This window comes from Streptomyces sp. NPDC020597 (genome assembly GCF_044335095.1).
Lineage (GTDB): Bacteria > Actinomycetota > Actinomycetes > Streptomycetales > Streptomycetaceae > Streptomyces.
Genome location: NZ_JBIRUL010000004.1, coordinates 286,103 through 302,018, shown reverse-complemented (window position 1 = coordinate 302,018; position 15,916 = coordinate 286,103). Strand labels below are relative to the sequence as shown.

General features: G+C 73.8%; 15 protein-coding genes. 2 read left to right on the top strand and 13 right to left on the bottom strand.

The window, feature by feature from the left end:
* Positions 1-3: 3 nt before the first annotated feature.
* From mpaP to ACH4ZA_RS09895, 11 genes are all read right to left on the bottom strand, one after another.
* Entirely contained in the window at positions 4-1,644 is a 1,641-nt protein-coding gene (gene mpaP, locus ACH4ZA_RS09945) for a daptide biosynthesis intramembrane metalloprotease (RefSeq protein ID WP_398428762.1), read from the bottom strand.
* A gap of 186 nt (positions 1,645-1,830) precedes the next feature.
* Positions 1,831-1,983, bottom strand: a complete 153-nt coding sequence (locus tag ACH4ZA_RS09940; protein ID WP_173985607.1) for a daptide-type RiPP — start codon at positions 1,981-1,983, stop codon at positions 1,831-1,833.
* A 91-nt stretch (positions 1,984-2,074) separates the two neighbouring features.
* Positions 2,075-2,233, bottom strand: coding sequence for a daptide-type RiPP (locus ACH4ZA_RS09935; RefSeq protein ID WP_319276998.1), 159 nt, complete (start codon positions 2,231-2,233; stop codon positions 2,075-2,077).
* Positions 2,234-2,300: 67 nt separating this feature from the next.
* On the bottom strand, positions 2,301-2,459 hold the full coding sequence (locus ACH4ZA_RS09930; RefSeq protein ID WP_266722724.1) for a daptide-type RiPP: 159 nt from the start codon (positions 2,457-2,459) through the stop codon (positions 2,301-2,303).
* 169 nt (positions 2,460-2,628) lie between these two features.
* Complete coding sequence (locus tag ACH4ZA_RS09925; RefSeq protein WP_199863707.1) at positions 2,629-2,784, bottom strand: daptide-type RiPP; 156 nt, start codon at positions 2,782-2,784, stop codon at positions 2,629-2,631.
* Between the two features lie 129 nt (positions 2,785-2,913).
* Positions 2,914-4,113 (bottom strand): daptide-type RiPP biosynthesis dehydogenase, encoded by a 1,200-nt coding sequence (gene mpaC / locus ACH4ZA_RS09920; protein WP_398428759.1) that lies wholly within the window; start codon positions 4,111-4,113, stop codon positions 2,914-2,916.
* Positions 4,114-4,117: 4 nt separating this feature from the next.
* Positions 4,118-5,383 (bottom strand): daptide-type RiPP biosynthesis aminotransferase, encoded by a 1,266-nt coding sequence (gene mpaD / locus ACH4ZA_RS09915; RefSeq protein WP_319276991.1) that lies wholly within the window; start codon positions 5,381-5,383, stop codon positions 4,118-4,120.
* Entirely contained in the window at positions 5,380-6,189 is an 810-nt protein-coding gene (gene mpaM / locus ACH4ZA_RS09910; protein ID WP_398428757.1) for a daptide-type RiPP biosynthesis methyltransferase, read from the bottom strand. Before mpaM ends, mpaD begins: the two co-directional genes overlap by 4 nt.
* 11 nt (positions 6,190-6,200) lie before the next feature.
* Complete coding sequence (mpaB, locus tag ACH4ZA_RS09905; protein ID WP_319276987.1) at positions 6,201-7,235, bottom strand: daptide biosynthesis RiPP recognition protein; 1,035 nt, start codon at positions 7,233-7,235, stop codon at positions 6,201-6,203.
* Positions 7,236-7,439: 204 nt separating this feature from the next.
* Positions 7,440-8,420, bottom strand: coding sequence for an LLM class flavin-dependent oxidoreductase (locus tag ACH4ZA_RS09900; protein ID WP_319276984.1), 981 nt, complete (start codon positions 8,418-8,420; stop codon positions 7,440-7,442).
* Between the two features lie 49 nt (positions 8,421-8,469).
* The gene (locus ACH4ZA_RS09895) at positions 8,470-8,769 is read right to left on the bottom strand and encodes a hypothetical protein (protein ID WP_319276981.1); all 300 of its coding nucleotides are present in this window, start codon (positions 8,767-8,769) and stop codon (positions 8,470-8,472) included.
* A gap of 314 nt (positions 8,770-9,083) precedes the next feature.
* Between ACH4ZA_RS09895 and ACH4ZA_RS09890 the strand changes: the two genes are divergently transcribed.
* Entirely contained in the window at positions 9,084-10,082 is a 999-nt protein-coding gene (locus ACH4ZA_RS09890; RefSeq protein ID WP_319276979.1) for a LuxR C-terminal-related transcriptional regulator, read from the top strand.
* A gap of 67 nt (positions 10,083-10,149) precedes the next feature.
* Here the strand turns inward: ACH4ZA_RS09890 and ACH4ZA_RS09885 are convergent, their stop codons facing one another.
* Entirely contained in the window at positions 10,150-11,052 is a 903-nt protein-coding gene (locus ACH4ZA_RS09885; RefSeq protein WP_398428755.1) for an LLM class flavin-dependent oxidoreductase, read from the bottom strand.
* A 188-nt stretch (positions 11,053-11,240) separates the two neighbouring features.
* Between ACH4ZA_RS09885 and ACH4ZA_RS09880 the strand changes: the two genes are divergently transcribed.
* Positions 11,241-12,128 (top strand): Cof-type HAD-IIB family hydrolase, encoded by an 888-nt coding sequence (locus tag ACH4ZA_RS09880; RefSeq protein ID WP_319276973.1) that lies wholly within the window; start codon positions 11,241-11,243, stop codon positions 12,126-12,128.
* Positions 12,129-12,253: 125 nt separating this feature from the next.
* Here ACH4ZA_RS09880 and cydD read toward each other — a convergent pair whose 3' ends face one another.
* Positions 12,254-15,910, bottom strand: a complete 3,657-nt coding sequence (gene cydD, locus ACH4ZA_RS09875) for a thiol reductant ABC exporter subunit CydD (RefSeq protein ID WP_398428753.1) — start codon at positions 15,908-15,910, stop codon at positions 12,254-12,256.
* Positions 15,911-15,916: the final 6 nt, after the last annotated feature.

Here is a 15,916-nt window from a genome sequence, read left to right as displayed (position 1 = left end):
GAGTCAGAAGGGCAGGAACGGGAGCACGTAGGTGCGGTGGAGGGACTTCCACAGGGGCACGCTGCCCAGCTCCACCTCGGCGGTGCCGGTGGCCGGCGTCGGGGTGCGGTCGAGGTCCAGCGGGAAGGCCGTCGAGTCCATGTCCACGGCGCTTCCGAGGTCGACGGGGAAGTAGGTGGAGACCGGGACCTCGGTCTGTGCGGCCGGGGCGGATCCGACCCGGGCGGTCGCGACGTCGTCCTGCAGCACCAGGCCGTTCGTCTTCAGCATCACGCGCTGCCCGCCGTGGACCAGTTCGGCCGAGGAGCCCTGCGGCAGGACGAGCCGGGTGCCGGAGGCGTCGGTGACGTAGGCGGCGGCCACCGTCTGGTGGACGGGCAGGAACAGCGCGGCGCACACGGCGGCGCCCAGTGCGGCGCAGACGGCGCCGACCCTGGCCCTGCGGACGCCGGCGGCCTTGACCTCGGCGGAGAGCCGCAGCGCGCCGCGGACCAGCATCCACCCGATGTACGACAGCCCGGAAGCGGCCAGCAGGAGTCCGACCCAGCCGACCCGCTGGAGCGTGCCGAGCCAGGTCTGCAGGGCGGTGCTCAGGAAGTACACGGGGAAGGCGAGGCAGGCGAAGCCGTACACGACGGTCCACCGGGTGGGCAGTTCGCGCTGGTACGTGCCGCCGAACAGGAAGCGGGCGAGGGCGCGGCGGGCGTCGGCCATGGCGCGGTCGCGCAGGTACGGGACGTCCACGTGGCTCATCAGGGCGATGTAGCCGTCGAGTTTGATGAACGGCGTCAGGTTGAGCAGGGCCGTTCCGTAGCTGGTGACGGCGAAGAACAGCAGGCAGGTCTTGGCGGTGCCGTCCGCGAGGGGCCAGGCGGCGAGGGCCGAAGCGGCCGCCAGGGACGTCTGGACCGCGGGACCGGCGAGCGCGGTGTGCACCCGCTGCCTGCGGTCGGGGAGCCGCCAGGCGTCCGAGACGTCGCAGAAGAACGCCGGCATCAGGTAGAAGAGCATGACGCCGATGCGCGAGGGCCGGCCCCCGTAGCGGATGAGGACGGCGGCGTGACCCAGCTCGTGGAGGGAGACGCCGAGCAGCAGCGCGACGAGCACTCCGGTGAACGAGACCGCGGAGAGCGGGCTGTTCAGCGTCACCGCGACGGCGTCGCGCTGGGCGATCAGGGCGCCGGCGCCGAGGAGGACGCAGAGCATCCCGGCCGCCACGACCCCCCGGGAGAAGAGGCGGGCGAACACGGGGCGCAGGGCCTGCATCGTGCGTCCCGGCCGCAGCAGCGTGAGCTGGAGCGTCATCGGCGGGACGATCTGGAAGCGGGGGGCGACGGCGGGCGCCTTGGTCTCGCCGTCGTCGAGCAGTCTGAGGGAGTCGAGCCGGGAGATCGCGCTGCCCACCCGCTCGGTGCTCCAGGAGCCGCCCAGCCGGGCGGCGAGGGTCTCGTGGTCGCGCTCCCCGTCCAGTTCCTGGACGAGATCCGCGACGTGTTCGGTGATCCGCACGTAGCGGGCGCCGTGCTGGAGAACCCAGTCGCCCTGTCCGTCGGCGGGCGAGTGGACCTCGGCGCTCGGGGCGAGGCGGGGGCGCCTCGTGTGGGCCGGGACGGTGGGAGGCGGGGGGCTCGTGACAGCGCTCACTGGCGTTTCCTTTGCGGGACGGCGGCGGGGAGGGGGAGAGCGCGCGGCACCCTTTCGGTGGTCCGGCCGGCCGTAGCCGGCCGGACCACCGCAGATCCTCGGTCTCACCCGAGTCGGGTTCCGAGGTGCGGAAGGGATGCGGTCACTCCGTCCCCCACCGCGTCAGTGCGCTCGCCGGAGTCGCTCTCAGGTGAGGGTGATCGAGGTGGCGACGGAGGCGCTGATGGCGGTGCCGATGGAGACGCCGGTCCAGAAGCCGGGGGCCTCGAGGGTCTCGAGCTCCTGCATCTCCAGCTCGACGAGCTCGGCGTTCTCGATGGCGCCCAGGTTCTCAGCCATGGTGATGTCCTCTCAGAGGTGTTCTACGGGTTGGTGTGAGTGGTGCAGTTGGTGCGGGTGGTGCGGTGGTGCAGTTGGGGCGTGGTGCGGCTCAGGTGAGGGTCACGGAGACGCCGACCGAGACGCCGACCGAGAAGGCGGCGCTGATGGTGCCCCAGCCCGGCGCCTCGAGCGCCTCCAGCTCCTGCATCTCCAGCTCGACCAGGTCGGCGTTGTCGAAGTTCTCGACGGTGCCCGGGTTGTCGTTCATGTCGGTTGCCTCTCTCGGTGGTTCGACGGGTGTCGGCGCGGTGCGGAAGGGAACGGGACGGAACGGATCAGGTCAGCGTGATCGAGACACCGACCGAGACACCGGCGGAGAAGACGGCGCTGATGGTGCCCCAGCCCGGCGCCTCCAGCGCCTCCAGCTCCTGCATCTCCAGCTCGACCAGGTCGGCGTTGTCGAAGCTCTCGACGGTGCCCGGGTTCTCGCTCATGTCAGTTGCCTCTCTCGGCTGTTACGGCGGATGTGGTGCGTGCTGACCCGGGGGTTCCGGGGTTCCCCCGGCTGCCACGCGGCTTACCGGGCCGGGCGGCAGCCGTCGGGGGGTGTCCTGCCGTGCGCGGGGCACGGCACGGTGGACCGGACGGCCGGAGCCGGCTCGATCAGGTGAGGCTCCAGGCGACGGAGACGATCGAGATGCCGACGCTGACGCCGACGCTCGTGGCCCAGCCCGGGGCCTGCACTGCCTCGAGCTCCTGCATCTCCAGCTCGGTGCCGAGCTCCTGCAGCTCCTGCTCGACCAGCGTGTGCTTCGTCATGACGTTCTCCTCGTGTTCGGTGCGTCCCGGCTTCTCCGGGGCGCTGTCCGGTGGGATGGTGCGGGTGGTGCGGGTGGTGTGGGTGGTGCGGGTGGTGCGGGTGGTGCGGGTGGTCCTCCCGGTCGGCGCTCAGGCCGCCGGGAGGGGTTCGGGGGAGCCGGCCGGGAAGGCGGTCGGCTCGGTGGCCTCGGCGAGGAGCGCGACGACGTCGTCGGCGCTCAACCCGGCGAGGGTGGGCAGTCCTGCGCCCCAGGCGCGCACGCTGCGCAGGGCGACGTGGTGGCGCAGGTGCGGGGCGAGGTGCACGGTGCGGTCGATCCGCCAGCGGTGCATCAGCTGTTCGAGGCCGTCGTCGGGCCGCGGCGCGAGCCACGGGGCCCGCTGCCCCAGGCGTTCCCACAGGCGGTGGACGCGGTCTGCGCTGCCGAAGCGGGTGTCTCCCCGCAGGGCCTGCCGCCACACGACCGGCCACAGGGCGGCGACCGCGCGCATCTTGGCCAGGCCCAGCGTGGTGGAGAGCTCGTTGGCGAGGGCCCAGCACTTCACCGCGTAGGGGCTGCGGCCGACGTTGATGGCTCCGCGCTGGCTCTCGGCGCTGAGCCGGGCGACCCGCAGCCGCTCCGCCGCGGGGGCCGGCCGGCCGGCGGCGAGACTCCGGGCCAGTTCGTCACCGGCCGTCAGCAGTTCTCCCGCCAACTCCTCTACGGCGGCGTCCTGTTGCGGAAGGTCGAGGGTGTCGCTGCTGTACGGGATGACGGTCCTGAAGATCGCTTCGAGGACGCCGTCCAGGACGAGCGGCCCCGGGAGGGTCTCGGTGGCCTCCGGCACCCTGAGCGCGGCGAGGGGGCGCAGGCACTCCCCCATCGCGATGCGTTTGCCGTCCCCGTGCGGGAAGCAGGCCACGGGCCCCGCCTCGCTGCCGGTGCCCAGGGTGGTGGGTACCGCGAGGACCTCGGCGTGCTCTCCCTCCGAGAGCGGGAGCGCCACGAGGCCGCTGCGCTGCGCTGAGGTCAGGTAGCGCAGGAGTCCGGGACGCCGGCCGACGGCGGCCGAGAGCTTCGCGAAGTCGAGGGTGCTGCCCCCGCCGACGCCGACGACCAGCTCACCGGGAGAGAACCGGGAGGCGTGGGCCTCCACGGCCCGCATCCCTCCGTCCGCCGGGGTGACCGCCACGGTGGGCGTGAACCCGGCGCGGACGATCTCGGCGGTGACGTTCCGGGTGACGGCGTGGGCGGCCACGGCCGGGTCGGCCAGGACGGTCACGCCGGTGGGGCGCAGTTCCCGCAGCAGTCCGGGAATCCGGTCGTAGGCGTCGAGAGAGACGGGCATGGGGTCAGCTCCTCGCGGCCAGGGAGGTCGCCGGCAGCAGGCTGTCGAGGCCCTCCTCGACACAGGTCATGAGCTCGGCGACCTCGGCGCGGCGGTACGTCAGGGAGGGCACGAGCTGGATGCCGGAGGGACCGGGGTGGACGAGGGCGCCCGCGTGCCGGATCCGGGTGATGAGTTCGGCGACGTCCGTTCCGGCCAGGGCGCGGCCGTCGGGGTGCGTCAGATGCAGGGTGCGGAAGCAGCCGACGCCGGTGGCGTGCGTGGCGAGCGGATGCCGCTCGACCAGTTCCGCCAGCCCCTGCTCGAGCCAGGCGGCGACGTCGCGGCCCGCGTTCACCGCGTCGAGGCGCTCCATCTCGGCGATCGTGGCGCTGACCGCGGCGCAGGCGAGTGCGGTCGCGCCCTGCGTCTCGGCGTGGGCGAACACCGTGTCGTGCTCGACCAGGGCCTTCGTCACCCGGTGGGACATCACCAGGGCCGCGGCGGGGCAGGCCCCGTTGGTCAGGCCCTTGGACGTGACGAGCACGTCGGGCAGGCCCGGCCAGCTCTCGGAGGCGAAGTAGCTTCCGGTGCGGCCGAAGCCGGTGGCGACCTCGTCGGCGACCAGGAGGAAGCCGTACTCGTCGCGCAGACGGCCCAGTTCGGCGACGAACGCCTCGTCGAGCGGGAGGGTGCCGGTGCCGACGACGGGTTCCACCACGACGGCGGCGACCTGGCCGCCGAGGGCGGTCATCAGCCGGCCCAGTTCGGCCGTGTCGTTCGGGGTGACGTGGCGGATCAGCCGCTGGTCCACTCCGTAGACCCGCTGTCCCAGGTCCTCGCCGGTCAGGGCGAAGCCGCCGAAGGTCAGTCCGTGGAAGCTGCCCCGCAGGGCGACCACCAGGTTGCGTCCGGGACTGCCCTGCACGGCGTGGTAGATCCGCGCCAGCTTCATGACCGCGTCGTTGGCGACGCCGCCGCCGGTGGAGAAGAGCACCCGGGCGTAGTGGTCGGGCCCGCAGACCCGCAGCAGGTCGTCTGCGGCGCGACGGGCGTAGCTGTTCTCGAAGCGGAAGGCCCCGAGGTAGGAGGCGTGTGCGGCGGCTTCGGCGACGGCCTCGGCGATCCTCGCGTTGCCGTAGCCGAGGTTCACGTTCCAGAGCCCGCTGTCGGCGTCGAGGGCGGTGCTGCCGTCCGCGAAGGTGACGCGGTGTCCGGCCGCGCCGACGGCGCAGAGGCTGTCGTCGCCGTGGCTGGAGGGCGGTATGAGGTAGGGCCAGAGCGCGGTCATCGGGAGGCTTCCGTGGTCAGGAGTGTCACGCGGTGACGCTCGTCGGGCGGCGAGAGGAGCCGGCGGGAGGTGACCGTCAGGCCGGACGCGGCGAGTTCCTCCTCGATGCGGGGCAGCTCGAGGACGGCCACGCGGTCCGTGCAGACGGTGACGGGGCTGTCGTCCTGCGGCGGGTCGGCGGGGAACAGGGTGACGGTGCGGCTGTCGGCGCCGGCGGGCCAGTGCTCGTACAGCTCGTAGACGGTGCCGCCGGCGCCGGTGGCCCGGACGACGGTCTCGTCGGGTCCGTCGCCGTCGCCCCGTTCCAGGACGGTCAGCAGGAACCGGCCCGCTTCGGCCAGGTGCGCCAGGACACTGCGGTACAGACCCGCGCGGCCGTCCTCGTCGAGGAGCGAGAGCGACGTGGTGCCGAGCAGGATGTGCGGGAAGCTGCGTCCCAGGTCGAACCGGGACATGTCGCCCTGCACCACGGTGCAGCGGGCCCGCATCGACGCCGGGGCCCGGTCCAGTTGGGTCCTCAGCAGCGCCAGCATGTCGGTGGACAGGTCGAGGGCGGTGACCTCCCGGCCGGTGGCGAGCAGCGGCAGGGTGAACCGTCCCGAGCCGGCCGCGAGGTCGAGCAGGGGGCCGGGCGTCGTCCGCACGGCGGTCAGCAGGGCCCGGGTCTCCGGGTCGTCGTAGGTGGCGAGGTCGTGGTAGACCGGCGCGCCGGCGGCGTCGTACAGGCCGCAGACGCGGACCCTGTCGGCGAGCTCCGCCCTCCGGCGGGCGGCGAGGACGCCGCCTTCGGCCGTCGTGAGGGGCATGGCCGGGGCGCTCATCGGGCGGCCGCCGGGACGCGCACCGGTACGGGGAGCTCCAGGCCGTGCGAGGCGAACAGGTCGGCCAGCTGGTCCACGTGGGCGGCGGGGACGCGGTCGTCCACCGCTCCGGAGGTGGCGAGCAGGCACTCCAGGGTGCGGGCGGCCCGCCGGTCGACGGCGAACAGCCGGCTGCCGGCCACGACGTAGGAGTCCTCGTCCCCGTAGAGCACGATCGGCAGCGCGGGGTCCGCCAGGTCGTCGCCGGGCACGGCGAGCCCGGGCGTCAGCCGGTGACCGAACCCGGAGACCTTCAGTCCGGTCGCTCCGCGTGCCATGAGGCTGCGCAGCGCGGCGACCGCCGCGAGGTAGCGGGCGAGGAACGGGCGGCTGCTCAGGGCTTCGGCCCGGGTCTGCGCCGGCAGTGCCGCGTCGAGCGCGGCGGCGCCGTTCCCGGCCCCGGCGAAGCGCTCGGCGAGGACGTCGAGGCTGTCGTGGACCGTGCCGAGCACCGCTCCCGTGGGACTGGTGGACACCTGTCCGTTCCGGTCGGCGTACAGGCGCAGGGCCGGTCCGTCCGCCGGGTCGTCGGCGCCGCTCAGCGCGGCCGGATCGGCCAGCAGCACCGAGGAGGTGAGCAGGAACTCGGGGAACACGCCCTGGGTGAGCGCCCGGTCGGCGTCGGCGAGGAAGACCTCGAAGTCGTGTCGGTCGAAGACGCGGACGACGGTCGGCCCGAACACGGTCATGAAGGGGCTGGCGGCGTAGGCGTGGGTCTGCAGGAAGAAGTCCTGGCCGTTGGAGAACTCGTCGCCGGGCTCCGTGAGGCTGCCCTGGTAGCCGACGGCGGGGGCGAGGTCGCCGGCGCCGTCGTCGGGCGCCAGGAGGAGGGTGCGGGGGCCGACGAGTCCGGCGGCGGTGACGGCGGGAATGTGCTGCGCGTCGGCCAGGACGAGCGTGCCGATGCCTGCGCCGGAGGGTCCGGCGAGCGGGGAGGCGGTGGCCCAGGAGATGAGGTGCTGCTTCAGACGCCCACGATCAGTCATGTCCATGCCAGAGAATCCTTTGCTGGTCTGCTTCCCCCTCTGCCTCGGGGCAGCAGGGAATCGGGTGCGGCGCGGGGCGCCGGTCACGAGCGGCCGGGCGACGGCCGGCGACGAACGCCTGTCGACGGACCGGTGGCCGACGGGCGGCCGGCTGTGGGCAGCCGACGCCGAACGGCCGGCCGGCCGGGGCAGCCGACGGCGAGCGGTCGCTCAGTGCGGCGCCGGGACGGCCCGCAGGATCGCCGACAGGTCCGCGAGCGACTCCTGGGCGCCGAAGAGCTTGCACACGGCGGTGGTGTTCAGGACGATCTCGTCCACTCCCACGTCTTCGTACGCCCGGAGCGCCTTGACCGCCTGCGGCAGATCGCCGCCCGCGAACGCGCCGGTCTCCACGACGCCGCGCGCCACGTCCTCGAGCCGCCCGGAGCCCACGTCGACTCCCGCCCGGCCGAGCATGTCCAGGTAGTGCGGGGCCTGCATGTGGGCCGCGTTGCCGGCCAGCGCCAGCCGTTCGGGCCCGGCACCCTCCCGCCCCTCCTTCTCCAGTCCCGTCGGGACCATGGCGACGACCCGGGGCAGTGACGTCCGCCCCGCCCGTTCGGCGCCCTCGGCCACCGCGGGCAGGATGACGTCCCGCAGATATCCGGGCGGCGTCAGCCAGGTGATCACCACGTCCGCCACCTCGCCCGCCAGCCGCGCCATCGCCGGCCTCAGCACTCCCAGACCCACGTCGACCCGGGGCGCCGCGACCGGAGCCAGCTGCCCCCGGAAGGTCAGTTGCGGACCGTCCATGACGACCGTCTCGCCGTCGAGCAGACGGCGCACCGCCGTCACGTACTGCCGCGCCACCTGGAGCGGCTTGTCGTACGGGGCTCCGAGGATGTTCTCCTGGAAGGCCGTCGCTCCCGGACCGAAGCCCGCGATCACCGGCTCCCCGGTGGCCAGCGCCACCGACCGCGCCTGCAGGGCGGCCTCGTACGGGTGGCGCAGCGGCATCAGCGTGACGCCGAAGCCGGTCGGGACCCGGAACCCGGCCCCGGCCAGACCGGCGAAGGTCTGATGAGGCTCCATCACCATGGCCTGTCCCTGCCAGAGACGGGTCGCCCCGGTCCACCGGACGAGTCCGGCGAAGGGGAGGGCCTGCTCCAGGCGGCGGGGGACGCAGGGGAGGAGCACGGAGTAGTCGGTCATGGCTTCGGGTTCTCCTCGGTCGTCGGGTCGGATCGGCCTGGGCCGCGGACTACTGCCAGTCGTTGTTGTTCTTCGGCAGCGTCACGTCGGGCAGCAGACCGCCGAGGACGTGGAGCAGCCCGCCGAGGCCGGCGGCGGACGCCGCCCCGTTCCCGGTCCCGTGCGCCGTCTCGTTCCCGGCCCCGTGCGCCGCCACGGTCTCCGACGCCGTCCGGCTCTGCGCCGGCTGCTCGGCGGCGGCGGCCGTTCCCTGGCCGGCCAGGGCGATCGTCACCGCGGTCAGCAGACCGGCGACGACGTGTCCACGACGACGGGACGACAGCGCGCTGCGGGACGTGGAACGGTTCACGGGATGTCTCCTCGGATGCTCGATGCGGCGTTCGTTCTGCGGTGTTCGTTCTGCGGTGTTCGTGCTTCCTTGCGAGAACGACTCTGCCGTCTGGCGGGGGCCGGAACGAGGCCATCTGCGCGCAGCTTGCTGCACCCTCGGATTCCTCAAGCTGCAGCGGCTCCCCCGTCCCGCCGGGCCCGCCTCAGGGCCGAGCCCGCATCCGATACGCAACCGGGGGACGTATGACGTCAACCCTTCGTTGACAGTCGGGTACGTGCGTCTGAGGATTCCAGGGACCGCGGTGTGATCGATCATCAAACAGGGGGAAAAACATGGGCAATCTGCTCGCGTTCCTAGGGGTGAACGACGAGGAGGAGCGGTTGTACCGCGCTCTGCTGCGTCGCGACTCGTCCGCGTCCGGCTCCCAGGAGCCGGGTCAGGACGAGTCCGCGTCGTCGGAGCAGCCGGCCCTGGACCGGCTGGTCGCACTGGGGCTCGCCACCCGGAACACCCAGGGTGCGATACGCCCGGTCCCGCCGCCCCGGGCCGTGGACGCCCTGATCGACGGCCGCCTGCGCCGGCTGCGGGAGGACCTGGAGGGCGAGGCCGCCCGGCACTCGGTCATCGAGTCCCTGTTCCGGGAGCGCCTGACCGCCGCTCCCTCGCCCCGCGCGGCCACGGACGACCACAGCCGGATGATCACCCAGCTGCACGGCATCGAGGCGGTCCGTGAGGCCATCGACGAGCTGACCTTCTTCGCCCGGACCGAGGACCTGACCACGGAGCCGATGGGACGCCTCACCGAGGAGTCCATCGCCGTGTCACACCCGATCAACATGCGGCTGCTGCGCCGTGGCGTGCGCATGCGCATGATCATGGGGTCGGCGATCCTGCAGCACGACACCACGCTCACCTACATGCGCGACCTGGTCTCGCACGGAGCCGAGGTGCGGATCTCCCACCACCCGATCGAGCGCGTCATCATCGTCGACCGGTCGGCCGCGCTGACCCCCATCGACCCCGCCCACACCGCGGTGGGAGCGCTGCTCGTGCGCGAACCCGGGCTGGTGGCCACCCTGGTCACGCTCTTCGAGCGCATGTGGGCCGCCGCGGAGGAACTCCCCGGCGAGGACACGGACCTGCCGTCCGACATCGAACGCGAGATCCTCGTCATGCTCAGAGAAGCCGACAAGGACGAGACGGCGGCGCGTCGCCTCGGCGTGTCCGTGCGCACCTACCGCAAGCATCTGGCGGTCATCATGCGCCGGCTCGGCGCCGCCAACCGTGTGGAGGCCGCACTCCTCGCGCTCGAGAAGGGCTGGCTGAACTGAGGCGGGGAGCGCCGGGGCGCCGGGGCGCGGGAGCGCCCGACACACCGGCGCCCCGGCGCCCCCTTCCTCAGCCCAGGCGGGTGAGGGCCTCGGTCGCGATGTCCTCGAAGACGGCCTGATCGGCGGCGAAGTCCGAGTCCGCGATCGGCCAGTGCACCACGATCTCGGTGAAGCCGAGCTCGCGCTGCCGCCCCGCGAAGTCGACGAAGGCCTCCACGGACTCCAGCGGCCCGGCCCGGTCCGGCGTGAACCCGGTCAGCAGGATCCGGTCCAGCTCCGCCGCGTCCCGCCCGACGTCGGCGCACGCCTTGGCGAGCTTGTCGAGCTGGCCCAGCAGGGCCGCGTCCGACTGCTCCGGGGTGCCCGCCTCGTACAGCCTGGGGTCGCCCGTCGTCACCCACGCCTGCCCGTACCGGGCCGCCAGTTTCAGCCCGCGCGGCCCGGTGGCGGCCACCGCGAAGGGCAGCCGGGGCCGCTGGACGCAGCCGGGGATGTTGCGGGCCTCCTCGGCGGAGTAGTGCACGCCCCGGTGGCTCACCGCGTCCTCCGTGAGCAGCCGGTCGAGCAGCGGAAGGAACTCGCCGAAGCGGTCCGCACGTTCCCGCGGCGTCCACGCCTCCTGGCCCAGCACCTCGGCGTCGAAGCCGTTGCCGCCCGCGCCGATGCCCAGCGTGACCCGGCCGCCGGAGACGTCGTCGAGCGAGATCAGCTCCTTGGCGAGGGTCACCGGGTGGCGGAAGTTGGGCGAGGTCACCAGGGTGCCCAGGCGCAGGCGGTCCGTGGCCGTGGCGGCAGCCGTGAGCGTGGGCAGGGCCCCGAACCAGGGGCCGTCCCGGAAGGAACGCCAGGACAGGTGGTCGTAGGTGTACGCGGCGTGAAAGCCGAGCTCTTCGGCACGCCGCCACTTGGCCCGGCCTCCCTCGTGCCAGCGGTCGACGGGCAGGATCACGGTACTCAGCCGCAGGTTCATGCCCTCGAGCCTACGTCGGCTCCGGAGGTGCCCCACGACACCCCCGAAGCACCACAGCCGCCCGGCATCGGACCGCCCGTGCCGCGCGCCCGCGCCGCGGACGTGCCCGCCCCCGCAGACGTGCGCACCCACCCCGTAGGCGTGCCCGCCTTTTAGGCGTGCGGGCCCTCGCACGGTCGTGCGGGCATATGCGGGAGAATGGCCCGGTGACCTCAGCGACCCGACAGCCCGAGACCCCGGCCGCCGCCCTCCCGCCGCGGCTCATCGCCACCGATCTCGACGGCACACTGCTGCGCGACGACCAGTCCGTGTCCCCGCGCACGGTCGCCGCACTCGCCGCAGCCGAGGAGGCGGGCATCGAGGTCTTCTTCGTCACCGGCCGCCCGGCCCGCTGGATGGACGTCGTCAGCGACCACGTCCACGGGCACGGCCTCGCCATCTGCGGCAACGGCGCCGCCGTGGTCGACCTGCACGGCGGCCCCGGCGCCCACCGCTTCGTCAAGGTGCGCGAGCTGGCACGGGACAACGCGCTGGACGCCGTCCGGCTGCTGCGCGAGGCCGCGCCCGGGACCATGTACGCCGTCGAGCAGACCTACGGCTTCTACCAGGAGCCGCAGTACCCCAAGATGCACATGGAGATCCCCGACCACCTCGCTCCGGCCGAGCAGCTGCTCGCCCCGGACGCGCCGGGCGCCGGTGAGCCGGTGCTGAAGATCCTCGCGTTCCATCCCACGCTCGACCCCGACGCCTTCCTCACCGTCGCCCGGCTGGCCATCGGCGACCGCGCCAACGTCACCCGCTCCAGCCCCAGCGCCCTGCTGGAGATCAGCGGCCCCGACGTCTCCAAGGCCAGCACGCTCGCCCTGTGCTGTGCGGAGCGCGGCATCTCCCACGAGGAGGTCGTCGCGTTCGGGGACATGCCGAACGACGTCGAGATGCTCACCTGGGCCGGCCGGTCGTACGCGATGGGCAACGCCCACCCGGACGTCCTCGCGGCCGCCTCCGGGCACACCGTCGCCAACAACGAGGACGGCGTCGCCGTCGTCATCGAGCGGCTGCTCGCCGAGCGGGGCTAGCCCCCCCACCCGGCCGCTCGCCCGCGACTGTCCCGGCAGCCCGCTACCGCCGGATCGGCTACCGCCCACGGCGGACACGGACGAACGGGCCGCCCGCACGGGCCGTCCGCGCCACAGCCGTCCGGTCACGGTGCCGCCAGGAGTTCCGCGGCCTCCTCCCGCTCGGTCATGCGGCGCAGCGGGCCCGCCACGGCGGTCAGCTCCGCGTACCGGCCGCGTTGCACCACCCGGCCCTCGTCCAGGACGACCACCTCGTCGACCTCCTCGAGGCCGGCCAGCCGATGGGTGATGAGCAGGGTCGTGCGGCCCTCGGTGGCGGCCAGCAGGTCATGGGTGAGCGCGTCGGCGGTCGGCAGGTCCAGATGCTCGGCGGGCTCGTCGAGCACCAGGACGGGGAAGTCGGCGAGCAGCGCCCGGGCCAGTGCCAGCCGCTGCCGCTGTCCGCCGGACAGCCGGGCTCCGTGCTCGCCCACCAGGGTGTCGAGCCCCTCGGGCAGGCCGTCGGCCCACTCCAGCAGCCGGGCCCGCGCGAGCGCGTCCCTCAGCTCCGCCTCGCTCGCCCCCTTCCGCGCCAGCAGCAGGTTCTCCCGGACCGAGCTGTCGAAGAGGTGCGCGTCCTGGGCGCACAGCCCGACGAACCGGCGCACGTCGTCGCCGTCCAGTGCGCGCGCGTCCACCCCGGCCAGCGTGTACGAACCGGCGCCCGGGTCCAGGAACCGCAGCAGCACCTGCGCGAGCGTGGTCTTGCCGGAGCCGGAGACTCCCACGACGGCGATCCTGCGCCCCCGTGTCAGCGTGAGGTCGACACCCGTGAGCGCGTCCCGGTCCTGCCCGGCGTGACGGGCGGCCAGCCCCTGGACCACGAGCGGGAACGGCGACGCGGGCGCACGGACGGGCCGCTCCGGTTCACGCACCGGTTCGGGGGAGTCCAGCACCTCGAACACCCGCTCCGCGCTGCGGTGCACCCGCTGGCGGTACCGCACGGCCGCAGGCAGTCCGAGGACGGCCTCGAAGGCGGCCAGCGGCGTCAGCACCACCACCGCCATGATCACGCCGGCCAGCCGGCCGTCCGCGACCGCCCGGGCCCCCACCAGCGCCGCGGCCGTCACGGTCAGCCCGGACACCAGCGCGGTCAGTCCGTCGCCGAGCGCGGTGGCGGTGGCGGTGCGTGAGGCGATCCGGGTGAGCACGGAGTCCGCCGCGCGCACCCCGGCGGTACGGGAGGGCAGGGCGCCCGCCACGGTCAGCTCGGCGGTGCCCGTGAGCAGGTCGGCCGTGCGGGAGGCCAGCGTCCCCCGGGCGGGGGCGAGCCGGCGCTCCGCCCGGCGTGCCACCGCTCCGGTGACCAGCGGGACGCCCACCCCGGCCGCCAGCAGCCCGGCGGCGAGCACCGCCCCGGCCTCGGGCAGCAGCCACGCCGAGAAGGCGACGGACCCCGTCGAGACGACCACGGCCGCGCCGACGGGCAGCAGCCAGCGCAGCCAGTAGTCCTGGAGGGCGTCCACGTCGGCGACGAGCCGCGACAGCAGATCGCCGCGCCGCGTCGTGCGCAGCCCGGCAGGCGCCAGCCGCTCCAGCCGCCGGTAGACGGCGACCCGGGTGTCGGCCAGCATCCGCAGCACGGCGTCGTGCGACACGAGCCGCTCGGCGTAGCGGAACACCGCCCGTCCGATGCCGAAGGCGCGGGTCGCCGTCACGGCCGGCATCAGGTACAGCACGGGCGGCTGCTGCGCGGCCCGCGAGATGAGCCAGCCGGAGGTGGCCATCAGGCCCACCGCGCTCCCGAGGGCGAGGCTCCCCAGCAGCAGCGCGAGGGTGAGCCGCCCGCGCCTCGCCCGGGCCATGGCACGGATCCGCGCGAGCACGCCGTCGCCCTTTCCGTCGCCCTGCCCGTCGCGGTGCGGCCCGAGCGCGCCCGGGCCGGCCGCGACCGCCGTCTCCGGCGTCTCCGCCGAAGGGACGTGATCATCCGGGGGCGCGGCCTCCAGGCGACCGCGCGCGATCTCCCCGGCCGCCGCGCCCGGCCCGGTGCCGAAGCCGATGTCGGTCCCGGTCCCGGTCCCGGCCGTGGTCCCGGTCCCGGCCGTCGTGTCGGTCCCGGTCCCGGCCGTCGTGTCGGTCCCGATCCCGGCCGTCGTGTCGGTCCCGATCCCGGCCGGTTCCAGCCGCACCACGCGGTCCGCCACCGCGAGCAACGCGGGCCGGTGCACGACCAGCAGCACGGTCCGTCCGGCCGCCAGCCGCCGCACGGCTGCCACGATCCCCGCCTCGGTCTCCCCGTCGAGCGCCGCCGTCGGCTCGTCCAGCAGCAGCACAGGACGATCCGCGAGGAACGCCCGCGCCAGCGCGAGCCGCTGCCGCTGTCCGGCGGACAGCCCGGCACCGTCCTCACCGAGCACGGTGCCGGTCCCGGCGGGCAGACCGTCCACGAACTCCAGAGCCCCCGCGTCCGCCAGCGCCCGCCGCACGTCCGCGTCGTCGGCTTCGGGGCGCGCCAGCCGTACGTTCTCGGCGATCGTCCCTGCGAAGAGGTGCGGTCGCTGGGGCACCCACGCGACCTGCGACCGCCACTGCTCCAGGTCGGCCTCCGCCAGATCCACGCCCCCTGCCAGCACCCGGCCCTCGGCCGGCTGAACGAAGCCGAGCAGCGTGTTCAGCAGGGTCGACTTGCCCGCGCCGCTGGGCCCGACGAGCGCGACGGTCTCGCCGGGCCGGACGGTGAACGACGCGCACGAGACGGCGTCGACGGTCCGTCCGGGATAGCGGACGGTCACCTCCTCGAAGGCCAGGCCGCCGCCGGTCACCGCGACCGTGCCCGGTTCCGGCACCGCCGTCTCCAGCACCTCGAAGATCTCCTCGGCGGCCGCGAGGCCCTCGGCCGCCGCGTGGTACTGCGCTCCGACCTGCCTCAGCGGCAGGTACGCCTCGGGGGCGAGCACGAGGACCACCAGCCCGATGTACAGGTCCATCTCGCCGTGCACGAGCCGCATGCCGATCGTCACGGCGACCAGGGCCACCGACAGTGTCGACAGCAGCTCCAGCGCGAACGACGAGATGAAGGCGATCCGCAGCGTCCGCATGGTCGCCTGCCGGTACTCCCCGGTGATGCGGCGGATCGACTCGGCCTGCGCCTTCGCCCGCCCGAACACCTTCAGCGTGGGCAGGCCGGCGACGACGTCCAGGAAATGTCCCGACAGCCGGGACAGCAGTCGCCACTGACGGTCCATCCGCGACTGCGTGGCCCAGCCGATCAGCATCATGAAGACCGGGATCAGTGGCAGGGTCCCGACGATGATCGCGGCGGACACCCAGTCCTCGGTCACGATCCGCGCCAGCACAGCGACCGGCACGACCACCGCCAGACCCAGCTGTGGCAGATAACGCGAGAAGTAGTCGTCGAGGGCGTCCACACCACGCGTGGCGAGGGCGACCAGAGAACCCGTGCGCTGACCGGTGAGCCAGCCGGGCCCCAAGGCGGTGGCCCGCTCCAGCAGCCTGCCCCGCAGCTCGGACTTCACGGCGGCGCTGGCCCTGTGCGCGGCGAGTTCGGTGAGCCAGGCGACCAGCGCACGGCCGACCGCCACTGCCGCCAACAGCACCAGCGGGGTGCGCAGTTCCGTGACCGTCATGCCGTGCTGGAAGGCTCCGACCACTGCCTCGGCGATCAGCATCGCCTGTGCGATGACCAGCACCGCCCCCGCAGCGCCCAGGCCGACGACCGCCACCAGGAAGGCACGGGTGGCTCGGGCGTACCGCAGGAGACGCGGGTCGATCGGTTTCACGTGAAA